This is a genomic window from Mesorhizobium sp. M0715 (assembly GCF_040320355.1).
Lineage (GTDB): Bacteria > Pseudomonadota > Alphaproteobacteria > Rhizobiales > Rhizobiaceae > Mesorhizobium.
On sequence record NZ_JAMYPL010000008.1, the window covers coordinates 77,811 to 93,401 of the forward strand.

General features: G+C 61.9%; 17 protein-coding genes. 7 read left to right on the forward strand and 10 right to left on the reverse strand.

The genetic code is table 11. The features are described from left to right. Positions 1-89: 89 nt before the first annotated feature. From NKI21_RS12310 to NKI21_RS12340, 7 genes are all read right to left on the reverse strand, one after another. Positions 90-911 (reverse strand): DUF72 domain-containing protein, encoded by an 822-nt coding sequence (locus NKI21_RS12310; protein WP_352865760.1) that lies wholly within the window; start codon positions 909-911, stop codon positions 90-92. Positions 912-936: 25 nt separating this feature from the next. Next, positions 937-1,407: a GNAT family N-acetyltransferase gene (locus NKI21_RS12315; RefSeq protein ID WP_023813003.1), complete on the reverse strand. Its 471-nt coding sequence runs from the start codon at positions 1,405-1,407 to the stop codon at positions 937-939. Between the two features lie 31 nt (positions 1,408-1,438). Next, on the reverse strand, positions 1,439-4,360 hold the full coding sequence (gene uvrA / locus NKI21_RS12320) for an excinuclease ABC subunit UvrA (RefSeq protein WP_023813002.1): 2,922 nt from the start codon (positions 4,358-4,360) through the stop codon (positions 1,439-1,441). Positions 4,361-5,080: 720 nt separating this feature from the next. Further along, positions 5,081-5,377, reverse strand: coding sequence for a hypothetical protein (locus NKI21_RS12325; RefSeq protein WP_128303588.1), 297 nt, complete (start codon positions 5,375-5,377; stop codon positions 5,081-5,083). Between the two features lie 88 nt (positions 5,378-5,465). Beyond that, positions 5,466-6,071 (reverse strand): ATP-dependent Clp protease proteolytic subunit, encoded by a 606-nt coding sequence (locus tag NKI21_RS12330; protein WP_128303589.1) that lies wholly within the window; start codon positions 6,069-6,071, stop codon positions 5,466-5,468. A 23-nt stretch (positions 6,072-6,094) separates the two neighbouring features. Then, positions 6,095-6,592: an SRPBCC family protein gene (locus tag NKI21_RS12335; RefSeq protein ID WP_352442594.1), complete on the reverse strand. Its 498-nt coding sequence runs from the start codon at positions 6,590-6,592 to the stop codon at positions 6,095-6,097. Further along, on the reverse strand, positions 6,589-6,903 hold the full coding sequence (locus NKI21_RS12340; protein WP_013531836.1) for an ArsR/SmtB family transcription factor: 315 nt from the start codon (positions 6,901-6,903) through the stop codon (positions 6,589-6,591). Before NKI21_RS12340 ends, NKI21_RS12335 begins: the two co-directional genes overlap by 4 nt. 226 nt (positions 6,904-7,129) lie before the next feature. On the opposite strand from NKI21_RS12340, the gene NKI21_RS12345 reads away from it, so the two are divergent. Then, positions 7,130-7,651, forward strand: a complete 522-nt coding sequence (locus tag NKI21_RS12345) for a single-stranded DNA-binding protein (RefSeq protein ID WP_127270744.1) — start codon at positions 7,130-7,132, stop codon at positions 7,649-7,651. A gap of 117 nt (positions 7,652-7,768) precedes the next feature. Then, positions 7,769-8,194 (forward strand): OsmC family protein, encoded by a 426-nt coding sequence (locus NKI21_RS12350; protein ID WP_023812998.1) that lies wholly within the window; start codon positions 7,769-7,771, stop codon positions 8,192-8,194. 27 nt (positions 8,195-8,221) lie between these two features. Here the strand turns inward: NKI21_RS12350 and NKI21_RS12355 are convergent, their stop codons facing one another. Together NKI21_RS12355 and NKI21_RS12360 are read right to left on the reverse strand one after the other, a co-directional pair. Continuing rightward, positions 8,222-8,851 (reverse strand): MarC family protein, encoded by a 630-nt coding sequence (locus tag NKI21_RS12355; RefSeq protein WP_023670949.1) that lies wholly within the window; start codon positions 8,849-8,851, stop codon positions 8,222-8,224. A 146-nt stretch (positions 8,852-8,997) separates the two neighbouring features. Beyond that, positions 8,998-9,528 (reverse strand): hypothetical protein, encoded by a 531-nt coding sequence (locus NKI21_RS12360; protein ID WP_352442595.1) that lies wholly within the window; start codon positions 9,526-9,528, stop codon positions 8,998-9,000. A gap of 85 nt (positions 9,529-9,613) precedes the next feature. On the opposite strand from NKI21_RS12360, the gene NKI21_RS12365 reads away from it, so the two are divergent. Both NKI21_RS12365 and gyrA read left to right on the forward strand, forming a co-directional pair. Then, the gene (locus tag NKI21_RS12365; protein WP_023812996.1) at positions 9,614-10,456 is read left to right on the forward strand and encodes a helix-turn-helix transcriptional regulator; all 843 of its coding nucleotides are present in this window, start codon (positions 9,614-9,616) and stop codon (positions 10,454-10,456) included. A 253-nt stretch (positions 10,457-10,709) separates the two neighbouring features. Continuing rightward, positions 10,710-13,514, forward strand: a complete 2,805-nt coding sequence (gene gyrA, locus NKI21_RS12370) for a DNA gyrase subunit A (RefSeq protein ID WP_352865764.1) — start codon at positions 10,710-10,712, stop codon at positions 13,512-13,514. 68 nt (positions 13,515-13,582) lie between these two features. On the opposite strand, the gene NKI21_RS12375 is transcribed toward gyrA, so the two are convergent. Beyond that, positions 13,583-13,735, reverse strand: coding sequence for a hypothetical protein (locus tag NKI21_RS12375; protein ID WP_352678740.1), 153 nt, complete (start codon positions 13,733-13,735; stop codon positions 13,583-13,585). A gap of 194 nt (positions 13,736-13,929) precedes the next feature. On the opposite strand from NKI21_RS12375, the gene coaD reads away from it, so the two are divergent. The 3 genes from coaD to NKI21_RS12390 all read left to right on the forward strand — a co-directional run bounded on the left by coaD (position 13,930) and on the right by NKI21_RS12390 (position 15,585). Continuing rightward, positions 13,930-14,430 carry a pantetheine-phosphate adenylyltransferase gene (coaD, locus tag NKI21_RS12380; protein WP_127295887.1) on the forward strand — a complete coding sequence of 167 codons (501 nt, stop codon included), beginning with the start codon at positions 13,930-13,932 and terminating at the stop codon, positions 14,428-14,430. A 109-nt stretch (positions 14,431-14,539) separates the two neighbouring features. Next, positions 14,540-15,034: a peptidylprolyl isomerase gene (locus tag NKI21_RS12385; protein ID WP_245490450.1), complete on the forward strand. Its 495-nt coding sequence runs from the start codon at positions 14,540-14,542 to the stop codon at positions 15,032-15,034. A gap of 38 nt (positions 15,035-15,072) precedes the next feature. Beyond that, positions 15,073-15,585, forward strand: a complete 513-nt coding sequence (locus NKI21_RS12390; RefSeq protein ID WP_352865768.1) for a peptidylprolyl isomerase — start codon at positions 15,073-15,075, stop codon at positions 15,583-15,585. Positions 15,586-15,591: the final 6 nt, after the last annotated feature.

Consider the following 15,591-nt stretch of genomic DNA (forward strand, 5'->3'; position numbering starts at 1 on the left):
CAAATCTGCGACTGGTTCGGCTGGATTCATGCAGCAAGGAGGTATCGATAAGGTTACGACGGTAGCGAAGATGCCATGATTCCGCTGCGTCAGGGCACCGGCTGACCCTGGTCCACTCGCTTCATCAGTGCCATGGCGCCGAACGGCGCGCGCACCTTGCCCTCGGTGATGAAGTAGACGAACACGTCGCGCGGCTTGACCGGCGCATCGGTGGCGGGGTCGGCGCGCCGCAGGTCGGCCGGCTGCTTGCCTTGCGCCCAAATCTTTACCCGCGCGGCCCATTCATCGAGGCCTTTCGGCGTGTAGCAGTCGGGATTGTCATCGCTGCCGGTCTGCAGCCGGGCGTAGACGAAATCACCGGTGACATCGGCGATGTCGGGATATTTGGCATGGTCGGCGTAAACGATCGCGGCCTTGTATTTTCGGGCAAGTGCTGCGAATTCCGGCACGACAAAACTGTCGTTGCGGACTTCGAGCGCATGGCGCAGCCCAACGCCGTCCTGCTTTTCCGGCAGCAGTTTCAAAAAGGCTTCGAAATCGTCCGGATCGAATTTCTTGGTCGGCGCGAACTGCCACAGGATCGGCCCGAGCTTTTCACCGAGCGCGGCAACACCCGAGTCGAGGAAGCGCATCATCGATTCGCCGGCCTCGCCGAGCACGCGCCGGTTGGTGACGAAGCGGTTGCCCTTTAGCGAGTACACGAAACCGTCCGGCGCCTCGTTGGCCCATTTAACGAAGGTCGGCTCCTTGAAGCTGGAATAGTAAGTGCCGTTGACCTCGATGCTCGGCACCTGGCGAGTGGCGTAGTTCAGCTGCTTGGCCTTGGGAAGCTTGTCGGGATAGAAGGACGTATCCCAGGGCTCGAAGGTCCAGCCGCCCATGCCGGCGCGGATTGTTCCCGATGTGCTCATTGTCATCCTCCCAGTGCTGAAAAAATCAGGCCGCGGTGGTCTCATCGACGACTTTTGCCATGTCGACGAGCACCCATCCCGGCCGGTAGGGATTGGGCCGGCGACCCGTTTCGTGGAAACCGTAGGCCAGATAGAGCGCGATGTTCCGCTCCATCCTGGCGTTGGTGTAAAGCCGCACCTCGGGCAAGCGCCACAGCCGCGTCTGTTCGTCCGCGTGTTTGAGCAACGCAATACCGAAGCCTTTGCCCTGAAAGTCAGGAGAGACCGCGACGGAGAAGATCATCGCGTGATCGTCGTGCCGTTCCAGTGTGAGTACTCCGGCAATTTCGCTGCCGCTTTCCAACACCCACACCTCGCCGCGCGCGATGCGCGGCGTATAGTCTTCGGTGACTGGGATCGGCGGTGCGCCTAACAGTGCAGTGTAAGGCGCATAGGCCGCTTCCGTCAGCGAGACGACAGTTTGGAGATCACCGGCAAGCGCTCTTCTGATTTTCATTCAAAAGCTCTCCAGGCGCCAACCGGTCCGATCACTCCGCCGCTTCGCGCTTGCCTCCGGGGCGCCGCTCCAGAAGCTCCTTGAGGAACTGGCCGGTGTAGCTGCGCTTCTCGCGCACGATTGCTTCCGGCGTGCCGGAGGCAACCAGTTCGCCGCCGCCGTCGCCGCCTTCGGGGCCGAGGTCGAGCACCCAGTCGGCGGTCTTGATCACTTCGAGATTGTGCTCGATGACCACCACCGTGTTGCCCTGGTCGACCAGTTCATGCAGCACTTCCAACAGCTTGGCGACGTCGTGGAAATGCAGCCCGGTGGTCGGCTCGTCGAGGATATAGAGCGTCTTGCCAGTTGCCTTGCGCGACAGTTCCTTGGCGAGCTTGATGCGCTGCGCCTCGCCGCCGGACAGCGTCGTCGCCTGCTGGCCGATGTGGATGTAGCCGAGGCCGACCTGCTTCAGCGTTTCGAGCTTGTCGCGCACGCCGGGCACGGCGGCGAAGAAGTCGACGCCTTCCTCGACCGTCATGTCGAGCACGTCGGCGATCGACTTGCCCTTGAACACGACGTCGAGGGTCTCTCTGTTGTAGCGCTTGCCGTGACAGACGTCGCAGGTGACGTAGACGTCGGGCAAAAAGTGCATCTCGATCTTGATGACGCCGTCGCCCTGGCAGGCCTCGCAGCGGCCGCCCTTCACGTTGAAGGAGAAGCGTCCCGGCTGGTAGCCGCGCGCCTTGGCTTCGGGCAGCCCAGCGAACCAGTCGCGGATCGGCGTGAAGGCGCCGGTATAGGTGGCGGGGTTCGAACGCGGTGTCCTGCCGATCGGCGACTGGTCGATGTCGATGACCTTGTCGAGGAATTCGAGACCCTCGATGCGGTCGTGTTCGGCCGGATGTTCGCGCGAGCCCATGATGCGGCGCGACGCGGCCTTGAACAGCGTCTCGATGAGGAAGGTCGACTTGCCGCCGCCCGACACGCCGGTCACGGCGGTGAAGGTGCCGAGCGGGATTTCTGCGGTGACGTTCTTCAAATTGTTGCCGCGCGCGCCGACGATTTTCAGGCGCCGGTTCTTCTTCGCCTCGCGCCTGACACCAGGCGTCGCCACTTCGAGCGCACCGGACAGGTATTTGCCGGTGATCGAATTGGGATTGGCCATGACCTGCTGCGGCGTGCCCTGGGCGATGATCTCGCCACCATGGATTCCGGCGGCCGGGCCCATGTCGACGACATAGTCGGCATGCAGGATGGCATCCTCGTCATGCTCGACGACGATCACCGTGTTGCCGATGTCGCGCAGATGCTTCAGCGTATCGAGCAGACGGGCATTGTCGCGCTGGTGCAGGCCGATCGATGGCTCGTCCAGCACATAGAGCACACCGGTAAGACCCGAGCCGATCTGCGACGCCAGCCGGATGCGCTGGCTCTCGCCGCCCGACAGCGTGCCGGAATTGCGCGACAGCGTCAGATAGTCGAGCCCGACATCGTTGAGGAAGCGCAGCCGCTCGCGGATCTCCTTCAAGACCCGCACCGCGATCTCGTTCTGCTTGTCGTTGAGCGACGCTGGCAGGTCGGTGAACCACTGGTCGGCCTTGCGGATGGAAAGCTCGGTGACTTCGCCGATGTGCTTGCCGGCGATTTTCACCGCCAGCGACTCGGGCTTCAGCCGATAGCCCTTGCAGACCGGGCAGGGCGTCGCCGACATGAAGCGCTCGATTTCTTCGCGCATCCAGGCGGATTCGGTCTCTTTCCAGCGCCGCTCGAGATTGGGAATGACGCCTTCAAAGGTCTTGGTGGTCTTGTAGGAGCGCAGGCCGTCATCATACTGGAAGGTGATTTCGCGCTCGCCCGTGCCGTGCAGGATGGCTTCCTTGGCCTCTTCGGACAAATCCTTGAACTTGTCGCCAAGCTTGAAGCCATAAGCCTTGCCCAGCGCTTCCAGCGTCTGCGCGTAATAGGGCGAGGTCGACTTCGCCCACGGGCTGACGGCGCCGTCGCGCAGCGAGATGTTCTCGTCCGGCACGATCAGATTGCCGTCGATGGCGCGCTGGCTGCCGAGACCGTCGCAGGTCGGGCAGGCGCCGAACGGGTTGTTGAACGAGAACAGCCGCGGTTCGATTTCCGGAATGGTGAAGCCGGAGACCGGGCAAGCGAACTTTTCCGAGAACAGGATGCGCTCATGCGTCTCGTTCTTCGACTTGTTGACCGAATCCTCGCCGGTCTGGCTGGCATCGAGCGGCTTGTCGGCGAATTCGGCGACCGCCAGCCCATCGGCCAGCTTCAGGGCGGTCTCGATGGAATCGGCAAGCCGCGTCGCCAGATCGCCGCGCACGACGATGCGGTCGACGACGACGTCGAGGTCATGCTTGTACTTCTTGTCCAGCGCCGGCACGTCGGCGATTTCGTAGAAGACGCCATCGACCTTGACGCGCTGAAAGCCCTTTTTTTGCAACTCCAGCAATTCCTTGCGGTATTCGCCTTTGCGGCCGCGCACCATCGGCGCCAGGATGAACAGCCGCGTGCCTTCCTCGACCGCCAGCACGCGGTCGACCATCTGCGAAACCGTCTGGCTCTCGATCGGCAGGCCGGTGGCCGGCGAATAGGGGATGCCGACGCGCGCAAAAAGCAGCCGCATATAGTCGTAGATCTCGGTGACGGTGCCGACGGTCGAACGCGGGTTCTTCGAGGTGGTCTTCTGCTCGATGGAGATGGCGGGCGACAGGCCGTCGATCTGGTCGACGTCAGGCTTCTGCATCATCTCAAGGAATTGCCGCGCGTAGGCCGACAGGCTTTCGACGTAGCGGCGCTGGCCTTCGGCATAGATCGTGTCGAAGGCAAGCGATGACTTGCCGGACCCCGACAGGCCGGTCATGACAATCAGGCTGTCACGCGGCAAGTCGAGATCGACATTCTTCAGATTGTGTTCGCGCGCCCCGCGAATGGAAAGATATTTATGGTCGGCCATAGCCGGTCGCCGCCTCAGAATCTGGAATTTCCTGGAATGGCGGGTTTTCCCGGCCATCCCCTATGTAGGTAGTTTTGCCGCCACGTCGAGAGACGCCACAATTCCCGACCAAAGCGTTTAACCGTCTTTCGCGTGAACGGGCAAGCGGAAAGAACAAAGGCCGAACACGCTCCTGACAAAGCTGTGCAAAAGCTGACCTGCACGTAACCTTCCGGCGATCACATTTTTCGGTAACCGGCTATTGATGGTTGACGCCACCAGCTGACGGGAGCAGTCTCCAGCAGTCAACGAAGACGGCCGTCTTTCGATGGCCTCGCCGCCCAAAGGCGGCCTGCGAGACGCCGCAGGCATTTGCGATTTGTGCTTCGTGACGACAACGTCGCAATGGACAAAGGAGCGGAGCTATGACGCCACCGGATCGTCCCATAGGGTTCCAGTTGTTACTGGAGCGGCGGCAGGCATAAGTGCCAGGGTTTAGCGTTTTCGCCACCCGACAAACCGTGACCTGCCATATCCCCGTAAAAATCAGAGACTGTTAGTCGGATCGTCGGTTGAACGCCGCGTTGCATCCGAAATCAAATGCCGGCAGTACACTCCCGGTAGAGATTGGATTTGAGATCCAAAAAGGCCCCGTCCGTTTGCGCAAAGCACGGCGGGGCCGTTTTCATGTGCGGATTGTCTGTTGGCGACAGGCGCAACGCAGCACGCGCCGACAGACTGTCAGTGGCGCGGCGGCCCGATCGAGCCGGCGCCGACATCGACGGTGATGCTGCCGGAAATCCTGACATCCGTATCGCCGATCTTGAACTGGCCGTTGCCGTTGCCGGGAAACGCGTCGTCGGGCTCCGGAGCCGGCTTGGCGATGCGGTAGTCACCGGTTACGCCGGGCAGGGCGCCTTTTTGCGTTGACGGCGAACTGTCTTCGGCAAGTGCCGCGCCGCTGATGAGGCCCGCAATGGCGAGCGCTACAACGGCGATGACGCGGTGCAATGATCTGGACTGATGAGTGTCGGTCATCCCAAGACTATAGTGGCGCGCCGCCGATGGAACCAGACCGGCATCGTCAAATCTTCGACAGCCGGACGGACTCCGATCCGGCCCTGGCTCACGCCGCCTTTTTTCGCGTGTCGAAAACATGGTCGACGATGCCCCATGCCTGGGCCTCGCGGGCGGTCATGAAGTGGTCGCGGTCCAGCGTGCGCTCGACCTCTTCATAGCTGCGGCCGCAATGCTGCGCGTAGAGTTCGGCCATGTGCCGTTTCGTCCGGCCGATGCGCTCGGCATGGCGCTGGATGTCGGAGGCCTGGCCCTGGAACCCGCCCAGCGGCTGATGCAGCAGGATGGTGGCGTTCGGCAGCGAGATCCGGCGCCCCGGTGCGCCTGCCATCAGCAGGAACGAGCCCATCGATGCGGCAAACCCCATGCATACGGTCGACACCGGGCAGCTGATGTATTGCATTGTGTCGTAGATGGCGAAGCCGCTGGTGACCACGCCGCCCGGCGAGTTGATGTAGAGCGAGATCTCCTTGTCGGGATTGTCCGATTCCAGCGACAGAAGCTGCGCGCAGACCAACGCCGAGATGTCGTCGTTGATCTCACCGTTGATGAAGACGATGCGCTCGCGCAGCAGTCGTGAAAAGATGTCGAAGGCGCGTTCGCCGCGGCTCGATTGCTCGATCACCATCGGAACCAGATTGGCAACACCGCTCATTGTCTCTCTCCGTCTGTTTGTTTTCAGGCCGCGCGCAGCAGGAGGCGAGGCGTGTTTGCGGCGATTGGCTTAGGTGACCTGTTTGCATCGAGCGAAAGCCGGCAGCCGGCGCCTGCCATGGCGACGGCAGGCATGGCCTTGCGGGCAAAGCCGTCATGGACGATGCGCAGATGCGTGCCGCCGGAAACGGTGCGCGCAAGCGTAAAAGTGACGGTACTGTCAAGCGGATCCTGCCGCGCGCCATCGCCTGGCTGCGAGCGCTCCCGCCAGGAATAGCGCAACAGGCGTTCGGGCTCGGCGTCGAGGATTTCGCAATCGATCGGCGCATCCGGTCCGGCGAGGGCAAAACGGTTGCCCATCTCGGGTCTGATGTCGTTCGGCATCATCCAGGCGGCGAGCAATTCCGGTACGGTCAGGGCCCGCCAGACCTTTTCCGGCGGCTCGGCAAGCTCGTACTCGAATTCGAGCGCATCCGCGGCGTCGCTTTGGCCCGCGTTGGTCGTTGATCCCGCCTTCTTCATTGATCCATGTCCTTCAAAACCGCCTTCAGCCTTTCGATGCGCTCCGGCCAGAAGGTCCGGTAGCGTTCGATCCAGGAGAGCAAGGGGGCGAGCCCCTGCGGATCGGCGCGGTAATAGGCGTTGCGGCCGGCTCGCCGCTCGACCACCAGCCCGGCCCCACGCAGCACCGCCAGATGCTGCGACACCGCGGGCTGCGACACCGTCATCCCGGTGCGCAATTCCGACACGCTCATCTCGCCGGCGGCCAGCCGCTCAAAGACGGCGCGGCGCGTCGGGTCGGCCAGTGCCCGGAAAATCTCTGCTTCGATCATGCCAAAAGCATAAGTGAATACTTATTGATTTGGCAAGCGGTCTTTTCAAACCCATATGAGCGGCTTCGGCATTGCTGCCATTCCTTGACAATAAGCAGCGATGCGGATAAGAACGAAAAGGGAACAAAAACCTTGTGGGTAAAGGCAGCCATGGCAAGCGGCGATCGCCTGCAGCCTGTAAGGTGCTGCGACAAAAATTTGTTTCGGATGAGCGCGGAGAAATATCATGGCGGGTAGCGTCAACAAGGTCATTCTGGTCGGCAATCTCGGCGCGGATCCCGAAATCCGTCGCCTGAATTCGGGTGAACCGGTCGTCAACATCCGCATCGCCACATCGGAAAGCTGGCGCGACAAGAATTCCGGCGAACGCAAGGAAAAAACCGAGTGGCACAACGTCGTCATCTTCAATGAGGGCATCGCCAAGGTGGCGGAGCAGTATCTGAAGAAGGGCATGAAGGTCTATGTCGAGGGCCAGTTGCAGACGCGCAAATGGCAGGACCAGACCGGTGCCGACAAGTACACGACGGAAGTCGTGCTGCAGAAATTCCGCGGTGAGCTGCAGATGCTCGACGCACGCGGACAGGGCGAGGGCGGTCAGGTCGGCGGCTATACCGGTGGCGGCAGCAGCCGTGGTTCCGATTTCGGTCAGTCCAGCCCGAGCGAAGGCTTCAATCGCGGCGGCGGCGGTGCCAAGAGCGGCGGCGGTGGCGGTTCGTCGCGCGAATTGGATGACGAAATCCCGTTCTGATCGCAACAGTTATGTCAGACACAGTGCCCCGAGAGTCATTCATGGACTTTCGGGGTTTTGCATCGTGATTGAGGCTGACCGGGCCGATCAAGGAAATACGGTGAAAGGACGAGTTCGGTGAAAGCACGCGTAAAGTGGGTCGAGGAGCGCACCTTCGTCGGGGAATCCGGCAGCGGTCACAAGGTCGTGCTCGGAACAGCGCACGGATCGGAAGGCAAGACGCCGGGTCCAAGCCCGATGGAGCTGGTGCTGATCGGCACCGGTGGCTGTTCGGCCTATGATGTCGTGCATATCCTCGAAAAAGGCCGCGAGGCGGTCGAGGACTGCGTCGTCGAACTCGACTCCGACCGGGCCGAAACCGAGCCCAGGGTTTTTACACGCATCCATATGCATTTCGTCGTCAAGGGCAGGGCACTCTCCAGCGACAAGGTGAAACGCGCGATCGACCTTTCGATCGAAAAATATTGCTCGGCGTCTGCGATGCTGGCCAAGACCGCGACGATTACCCACGATTTCGAAGTGATCGACACGACGGTGAAATAGGGCCGGCTTCGGCGGCAGCTCGTCGCGTTACCCCGCCATCAGCGCCTTGATGCCGTCGGCCACGAATTGCACGGCCAGTGCCGCCAGGATGACGCCAAGCAGCCGGGTCAGGATCGAACGACCAGTCTGGCCGAGGATGCGGTCGATGCGTTCCGACAGCACGAACACCAGATAGGTGATGGCGAGGCAGACGAAGATGATGCCGACCAGGGCTGCCTGCGCGGCAAATCCCTGAAATGAACCGGAAAGCAGCACCGTCGCCGAAATCGCGCCGGGGCCGGCGATCAGCGGGATCGCCAGCGGGAAGGCGGCGATGTTGTGGATCATGTCCTTGGTGATGGCGACGTCGCCGATCTTCTCCTTACGGTCCTGCCGGCGCTCGAACACCATCTCGAAGGCGATGAAGAACAGCAGGAAACCGCCGGCGACGCGGAAGGCCGGCAACGTTATGCCGAACACCGACAGGATCGATGCGCCGGCAACTGCAAACAACGCCATCACCAGGAAGCCGATGATCGAGGCACGGACGGAAACCTGCTGGCGCTCCTCGCGGTTCATGCCGCGCGTTACGGCCAGGAACAGCGGCGCCAGGCCAGGCGGATCGATGGTCACGAGAATGGTGACGAAGGCGTTGAACAGGCTGTCGAAACTCGGCATCTCTGACCCTCCCGCCGGGCCGTGCCCGGACAGAATATTGGTAGAGCAAAGCCCGGTCGGTGGGAACTGTCAGCGGGAAAGTGGTTGATGCCGGCGCAAAGGATCGCGACGCTTTTATTCTGGGCTGCTGCTGCATTCCTCGGCGATCAAACCTCTCGGCGCGCCAGGAACTCGACTTCCAGCCGCCATGTCGCGCCATTGTCTTGCGAGCGTTCGCCCAGCCATCGGAAGGAGTTTTCGGTGATGCGTGAAAAGCTCCAGCGTACTGAACTGCCGGTGCCGTCGGCGCCCACTTGCATGATCGTGTCGCCCTCGGCGCGACCGAGCTGGCGGCTGTAATACTGGTTGCGCGGATCGCTCCAGAAGATGTGCCAGGCATCCGCGCCGGGGTCGTAGACGCGCAACGTCGTGCCGTAGAACGTCCAGGCGCCGAGCGAAGGCGAAGGGCCGGCGTCGCGCGCGGGCAGGATCCAGACGTCCTGGATCGCCCGGCCTTCGAGCGCCCAGCCGAAATGCACCTCGCCACGCCCGGTCAGCACCGTGCCGTCCTCGAGATGGCGCGAGGCGTCGAACGCCCAGGCGCCGGCGAAGCGCCCGTAAAGGTTCAGCTTTTCGGCGAGTCCGTCGATAGGTCCGGGGCTGTGCAAGGCTTCGGCAAAGGAGGATTGGTCAAACATGGTTCAGCTCTCTTCTTGTCAGGAGACCGGGAAGGGTAGGCGGTGAAGGGGTTCTGGGCTTGGGAAAAATTGCTATATTTCGGCCATGACAGCGACCACACATATTCTCGCCTCCGGACCTGGCTGGCACGTGACGGATGTCATCTGCACGGCCGGTGCCGGCGACCGGCCGTTCGAGGAAGCACATCAGGATTTCTGCGTGGCTGCCGTCACCAGCGGCACGTTCCGCTACCGTGCGCAACAAGGCACGGCGATGCTGGCGCCCGGCGCGCTCCTGCTCGGCAATCCCGGCACATGCTACGAATGCGGGCATGAGCATGGCGGCGGCGACCGTTGCCTGTCGTTTCATTTCGGACCGTCTTACATGGAGCGGGTCGTGGCCGGCGTGCCGGGCGCCAGGAAGCTGGCCTTCGCCACGCCGCGCCTGCCGCCTTTGCCGGTGCTGGCGCCACTGCTGGCCGAGGCGGAAGCCGCGCGCGAGACTGCTGACATGGATGCCTTCGAGGAACTTTCCCTGCGCATGGCCGGTGCCGCCGCGACGATTGCCACCGGAGCCACGCATGTCAGGCGCGCGCCGAGCCGCCGCGATCAGAAACGGGTAGCCGAGGCAGTGCGGCGGATCGAACTGGACGCCGATGGGCCGGTCTCGCTTTCAGCGCTTGCGGATGAGACTGCGACCAGTCCGTATCATTTCCTGCGCATTTTCCGGCAGGTCGCGGGCATGACGCCCTATCAGTTCTTGCTCAAGACGCGGCTGCACAGGGCAGCGGTGCGGCTGCAGATGTCGGATGATGCGGTCTCGGCGATCGCCTTCGGGGCCGGCTTCAACGACCTGTCGACCTTCAACCGCCGGTTTCGTCGTGTCATGGGCGAAACGCCCGGTAAGTATCGCGCCCGCCGTGGCGCTATGGGCCTTCGCGTCTCGTGAATCGGCTCAGGTGCTCGCAAGGGCAGCCACAGGGTCCAATCCATCGCGCTCGTGGCTTTTGCTCGGGGAAAACGTCCATTGCAGGCTTTTGCGTCGATGGCGGCGAAACCGCCTTGGCCATATCGTCGCAATCAGTGGTATCCATTTGAAATTACCACCAAAAATGACACTGGAAAAGTGCTGGGAATGTTGGAGTTTCAGCCTTGCTTCCTATATAAGCACCAAGTGATTCCTGATTAGATTGTGATCCGATTTGACCGACCAGAAGACACCGCGCGGCGCCGACGGCGGCCCCACCGGCATCGAGCCGATATCCATCGTCGAGGAGATGCAGCGCTCCTATCTCGATTACGCCATGAGCGTCATCGTCAGCCGTGCGTTGCCGGACGTGCGCGACGGCCTCAAGCCGGTGCATCGCCGCATTCTCTTCGCCGCCCATGAGAGCGGTTACCACTGGAACCGCAAATATGTGAAGTCGGCGCGTCCTGTCGCCGACGTGATGGGTAAATACCATCCGCATGGCGACGCCTCCATCTATGATGCCTTGGTGCGCATGGCACAGGACTGGTCGCTGCGCGTTCCGTTGATCGACGGGCAGGGCAATTTCGGCTCGATCGACGGCGATCCGCCTGCGGCGATGCGCTACACGGAAGCGCGCCTGACCAAGGTCGCGCACGAGCTCCTGGAGGATATCGACAAGGATACCGTCGATTTCCAGGACACTTATGACGCGTCGGGCAGCGAACCGAAGGTTCTGCCGGCACGGTTTCCCAACCTTTTGGTCAACGGCTCGGGCGGCATCGCCGTCGGCATGGCGACCAACATCCCGCCGCACAATCTCAGCGAAATCTGCAACGGCGCCATTGCCCTAATCGACAATCCGGCGATCGACCTGCCGGCGTTGATGGAGATCATTCCGGGACCGGATTTCCCGACCGGCGGCATCGTGCTTGGCCGTTCGGGCATCTACAACGCCTATTCGACCGGCCGTGGCTCCATCGTCATGCGCGGCAAGGTCAACATCGAACAGCGCGGCAATGACCGCGAGTCGATCATCATCACCGAAGTTCCCTACCAGGTGAACAAGTCGTCGATGATCGAGAAGATGGCTGAACTGGTGCGCGACAAGCGCATCGAGGGCATTTCCGATATCCGCGACGAGAGCGACCGCCAGGGCTACCGCGTCGTCATCGAGTTGAAGCGCGACGCCGTTGCCGACGTCATCCTCAACCAGCTCTATCGCTTCACGCCGCTGCAGACCTCTTTCGGCGCCAATATGGTGGCACTGAATGGCGGCAAACCGGAAGTGATGAACCTGACCGATATGCTGAAGGCGTTCGTCGCCTTCCGCGAGGAGGTGATCACAAGGCGGACAAAATTCCTGCTGCGCAAGGCGCGCGACCGCGCCCATGTGCTGGTCGGTCTCGCCATCGCCGTCGCCAATATCGACGAGATCATCAAACTGATCCGCACCGCTCCGGATCCGCAGACAGCGCGTGAGCAGTTGATGGAGCGGCGCTGGCCCTCTGGCGACGTGGAATCTCTGATCCTCCTGATCGATGACCCGCGTCATCGGATCAATGAAGACGGCACCTACAATCTGTCAGAGGAACAGGCGCGCGCCATCCTCGAACTGCGCCTGCAGCGCCTGACCGCGCTCGGCCGCGACGAGATCGCCGACGAGTTGAACACGATCGGCGCTGAAATCATTGATTATCTGGACATTTTGTCGTCCCGAGCGCGTGTCCAGAAGATCGTCAAGGACGAGCTTGCCGCCGTGCGCGACGAGTTCGGCACGCCGCGCCGCACCGAACTCACCGACGGCGGTTCGGACATGGAAGACGAGGATCTGATCCAGCGCGAGGACATGGTCGTGACGGTGAGCCATTCCGGCTACATCAAGCGCGTGCCGCTGTCGCTCTACCGGGCGCAGCGCCGCGGCGGCAAGGGCCGCTCCGGCATGTCGACCAAGGAAGAGGATTTCGTCACCCGGCTGTTCGTCGCCAACACCCATACACCGGTGCTGTTCTTTTCCTCGCGCGGCATCGTCTATAAGGAAAAGGTCTGGCGGCTGCCGATCGGCAATCCGCAATCACGCGGCAAGGCGCTGATCAACATGCTGCCGCTGGAGCAGGGCGAGCGCATCACCACCATCATGCCGCTGCCCGAGGACGAGGCCAGCTGGAGCGAACTCTACGTGATGTTCGCCACCACACGTGGCACCGTGCGCCGCAACGATCTATCCGACTTCGTCCAGGTCAACCGCAATGGCAAGATCGCCATGAAGCTGGAGGAAGAAGGCGACGAGATCCTCGGCGTCGAGACCTGCACCGACAAGGACGACGTGCTGCTGACCGCCAGTTCCGGCCAGTGCATACGCTTCTCCGTCGGCGACGTGCGCGTCTTCCAGAGCCGCAATTCGGTCGGCGTGCGTGGCATTGCCATGGCCGAGACAGACCGGGTGATTTCCATGGCGGTGATCGAGAGTGTCGATGCGTCGCCGGCCATACGCGCTGCCTATCTCAAGCGGGCGGCGGCCGAACGGCGGCTTGCCGCCGGAATCGCTGCCGGCGAAGAGGAAGAGATCGCGCTGACCAACGAAGAGGTCGGCGAGGAGGCGGAGCTTTCCGACGCGGACTACGAGAATCTCAAGGTACACGAGCAGTACGTGCTGACAGTGACGGAATATGGCTACGGCAAGCGGTCGTCTTCCTATGATTTCCGGGTGACCGGGCGCGGCGGCAAGGGCATTCGTGCCACCGATGTCTCCAAGGTAGCCGAGATCGGCCGGCTGGTGGCGACCTTCCCGGTCGGCAATGACGACCAGATCATGCTGGTGTCGGATGGCGGCACCGTCATCCGGGTGCCGGTCAACGGCATCCGCTTCGCCAGCCGCGCCACCAAGGGCGTGACCATCTTCAACACGGCTGAAGGTGAAAAGGTGGTTTCGGTCGAGCGCATCTCTGAGCCGCAATCGGACGAGGAAATCGAGGAAAGCACCGATGCCGGTGCCGAAACCGATCCTGCGGCGGATGCCGGCCCCGAGGGTGCGGAATAAGACTGCTACCTTGTTTTGACATAACAACGCCGGCCAATCGGCCGGCGCGGCAGCAAGTTGAGACTGACTTAGTAGTGACGATACGGCTTGCGGGGGCCGAAGCCTTCGAAGCGCTTGGCGTTGGCCTTGATGCGGACGCGTTGTGCCTCCTGATGCAGCCCGAATACGGTTGCAATCAGCATGGCGACGGTCATTGCGGTGGCGAGCATGTAGATCAGCATGTGCGTGTTCTCCTGCGCCTAACAACGGATAGATGGGATTTTGGTTTCATCTTATTAAGGTGCAACCTAGTGAACGCTGCGTGAAGGCTTCGTGATCGGCGTGTTCATCTGTCGTTCATGTGCCGGAAAAGGTTCACCGCCGGCGCGCCGATCGGATTTGCCTTTGCGAGAGAGGCTCGCTAGAAGCACCAGCCATGACTGAACGCATCGCCCTCTATGCCGGCTCCTTCGACCCGCTGACCAACGGCCATCTCGATGTGCTGAAGGCCTCGCTGGCCGTGGCCGATATCGTTTATGCGGCGATCGGCATCCATCCGGGCAAGCAACCGCTGTTTTCCTTCGAGGAGCGGGTGAAGCTGATCGAGACGGCGACGAAGGCGGAATTCGGCAGCGACGGCGCCCGTATCAAGGTCGTCGCTTTCGACGGGCTGGTCATCGACGCGGCCAAGAAGCAGGGCGCCTCGATCATGATCCGCGGCCTGCGCGACGGCACCGACCTCGACTATGAGATGCAGATGGCCGGCATGAACGAGACCATGGCGCCTCAACTGCAGACGGTTTTTCTGCCCGCCAGTCCTTCGGTACGCACCATTACCGCCACACTTGTTCGCCAGATTGCCTCGATGGGCGGCGACATTCGCCCCTTCGTGCCGGCGGCGGTTGCCGGTGCGCTCACAGCCAAGTTCAAGAAGTAAGTTTTCGGAGAAAACCATGCAGCTGAAAAAGCTAGCCTCGTTCCTTGTCGTGCTCGCCGGTCTTGTGGCTGCGTCGGTCTCGGCTTTCGCCGCCGACCCGGAAAACACAATGATCATCACGCTGAAGGACGGCGACGTCACCATTGCGCTGAGGCCCGATCTGGCGCCAAAGCATGTCGAGCAGATCAAGAAGCTGGTGCGCCAAGGCGCCTATGACAACGTCGCCTTCCACCGCGTCATCGACGGCTTCATGGCGCAGACCGGCGACGTCAAGTTCGGCAATATGAAAAAGGGTTTCAGCGCCGAGGCCGTCGGCACCGGCGGTTCCGACCTGCCCGACCTGCCCGCCGAATTCTCACAGACCGAACATTATAAGCGCGGCGTGGTCGGCATGGCCCGCTCGCAGGACCCCAATTCGGCCAATTCGCAGTTCTTCATCATGTTCGCTCCGGCACCGCCCCTCGATGGCCAGTACACCATCGTCGGCAATGTCGTCAGCGGCATGGAACTGGTGGATCACATCAAGAAGGGCGACCAGGCGGACAACGGCACGGTCTCCGATCCCGACCGGATGATCAAGGTGCGCATCGCCGCCGGCAAGTAAAGTTGTCAACTCTGTTTTTCTGAAAAAGGATATCTGACATGGCCGAAATCAAGGACCGCGAGAACGCGCTCATCATGGAAACGACCAAGGGCGCGGTCGTCATCGAACTTTTCCCCGACCTGGCGCCCGGCCATGTCGCCCGCATCAAGGAACTGGCGCGTGAAGGCGCCTATGACGGCGTGGTTTTCCACCGCGTCATCGAGGGCTTCATGGCGCAGACCGGCGATGTCAAGTTCGGCAATTCGAGCAAGCCCTCGTTTGCGCCGTCGCGAGCCGGCATGGGCGGCTCGGAAAAGCCGGATTTGAAGGCCGAATTCTCCAACGCCAACCATGGCCGCGGCACCTGCTCGATGGCCCGGTCGCAGAATCCGAACTCGGCCAATTCGCAGTTCTTCATCTGCTTCGACGACGCCGCCTTCCTCAACCGCCAGTACACGGTCTGGGGCCAGGTCATCGAAGGCATGGACAATGTCGACAAGATCAAGCGCGGCGAGCCGGTGCCGGATCCCGACAAGATCGTGTCGCTGAAGGTCGCGGCCGACGTCAAGTAAGGGCAG

What these genes read in the sequence shown, in the direction of transcription:
- NKI21_RS12325 (WP_128303588.1), bottom strand. Translation starts at nt 5,377, where the DNA reads ATGACCGACACTCATCAGTCCAGATCATTGCACCGCGTCATCGCCGTT.
- uvrA (WP_023813002.1), bottom strand. Translation starts at nt 4,360, where the DNA reads ATGGCCGACCATAAATATCTTTCCATTCGCGGGGCGCGCGAACACAAT.
- NKI21_RS12365 (WP_023812996.1), top strand. Translation starts at nt 9,614, where the DNA reads ATGACAGCGACCACACATATTCTCGCCTCCGGACCTGGCTGGCACGTG.
- NKI21_RS12330 (WP_128303589.1), bottom strand. Translation starts at nt 6,071, where the DNA reads ATGAGCGGTGTTGCCAATCTGGTTCCGATGGTGATCGAGCAATCGAGC.
- NKI21_RS12385 (WP_245490450.1), top strand. Translation starts at nt 14,540, where the DNA reads ATGATCATCACGCTGAAGGACGGCGACGTCACCATTGCGCTGAGGCCC.
- NKI21_RS12375 (WP_352678740.1), bottom strand. Translation starts at nt 13,735, where the DNA reads ATGCTGATCTACATGCTCGCCACCGCAATGACCGTCGCCATGCTGATT.
- NKI21_RS12340 (WP_013531836.1), bottom strand. Translation starts at nt 6,903, where the DNA reads ATGATCGAAGCAGAGATTTTCCGGGCACTGGCCGACCCGACGCGCCGC.
- NKI21_RS12390 (WP_352865768.1), top strand. Translation starts at nt 15,073, where the DNA reads ATGGCCGAAATCAAGGACCGCGAGAACGCGCTCATCATGGAAACGACC.
- coaD (WP_127295887.1), top strand. Translation starts at nt 13,930, where the DNA reads ATGACTGAACGCATCGCCCTCTATGCCGGCTCCTTCGACCCGCTGACC.
- NKI21_RS12315 (WP_023813003.1), bottom strand. Translation starts at nt 1,407, where the DNA reads ATGAAAATCAGAAGAGCGCTTGCCGGTGATCTCCAAACTGTCGTCTCG.
- NKI21_RS12310 (WP_352865760.1), bottom strand. Translation starts at nt 911, where the DNA reads ATGAGCACATCGGGAACAATCCGCGCCGGCATGGGCGGCTGGACCTTC.
- NKI21_RS12335 (WP_352442594.1), bottom strand. Translation starts at nt 6,592, where the DNA reads ATGAAGAAGGCGGGATCAACGACCAACGCGGGCCAAAGCGACGCCGCG.
- NKI21_RS12355 (WP_023670949.1), bottom strand. Translation starts at nt 8,851, where the DNA reads ATGCCGAGTTTCGACAGCCTGTTCAACGCCTTCGTCACCATTCTCGTG.
- NKI21_RS12345 (WP_127270744.1), top strand. Translation starts at nt 7,130, where the DNA reads ATGGCGGGTAGCGTCAACAAGGTCATTCTGGTCGGCAATCTCGGCGCG.
- NKI21_RS12360 (WP_352442595.1), bottom strand. Translation starts at nt 9,528, where the DNA reads ATGTTTGACCAATCCTCCTTTGCCGAAGCCTTGCACAGCCCCGGACCT.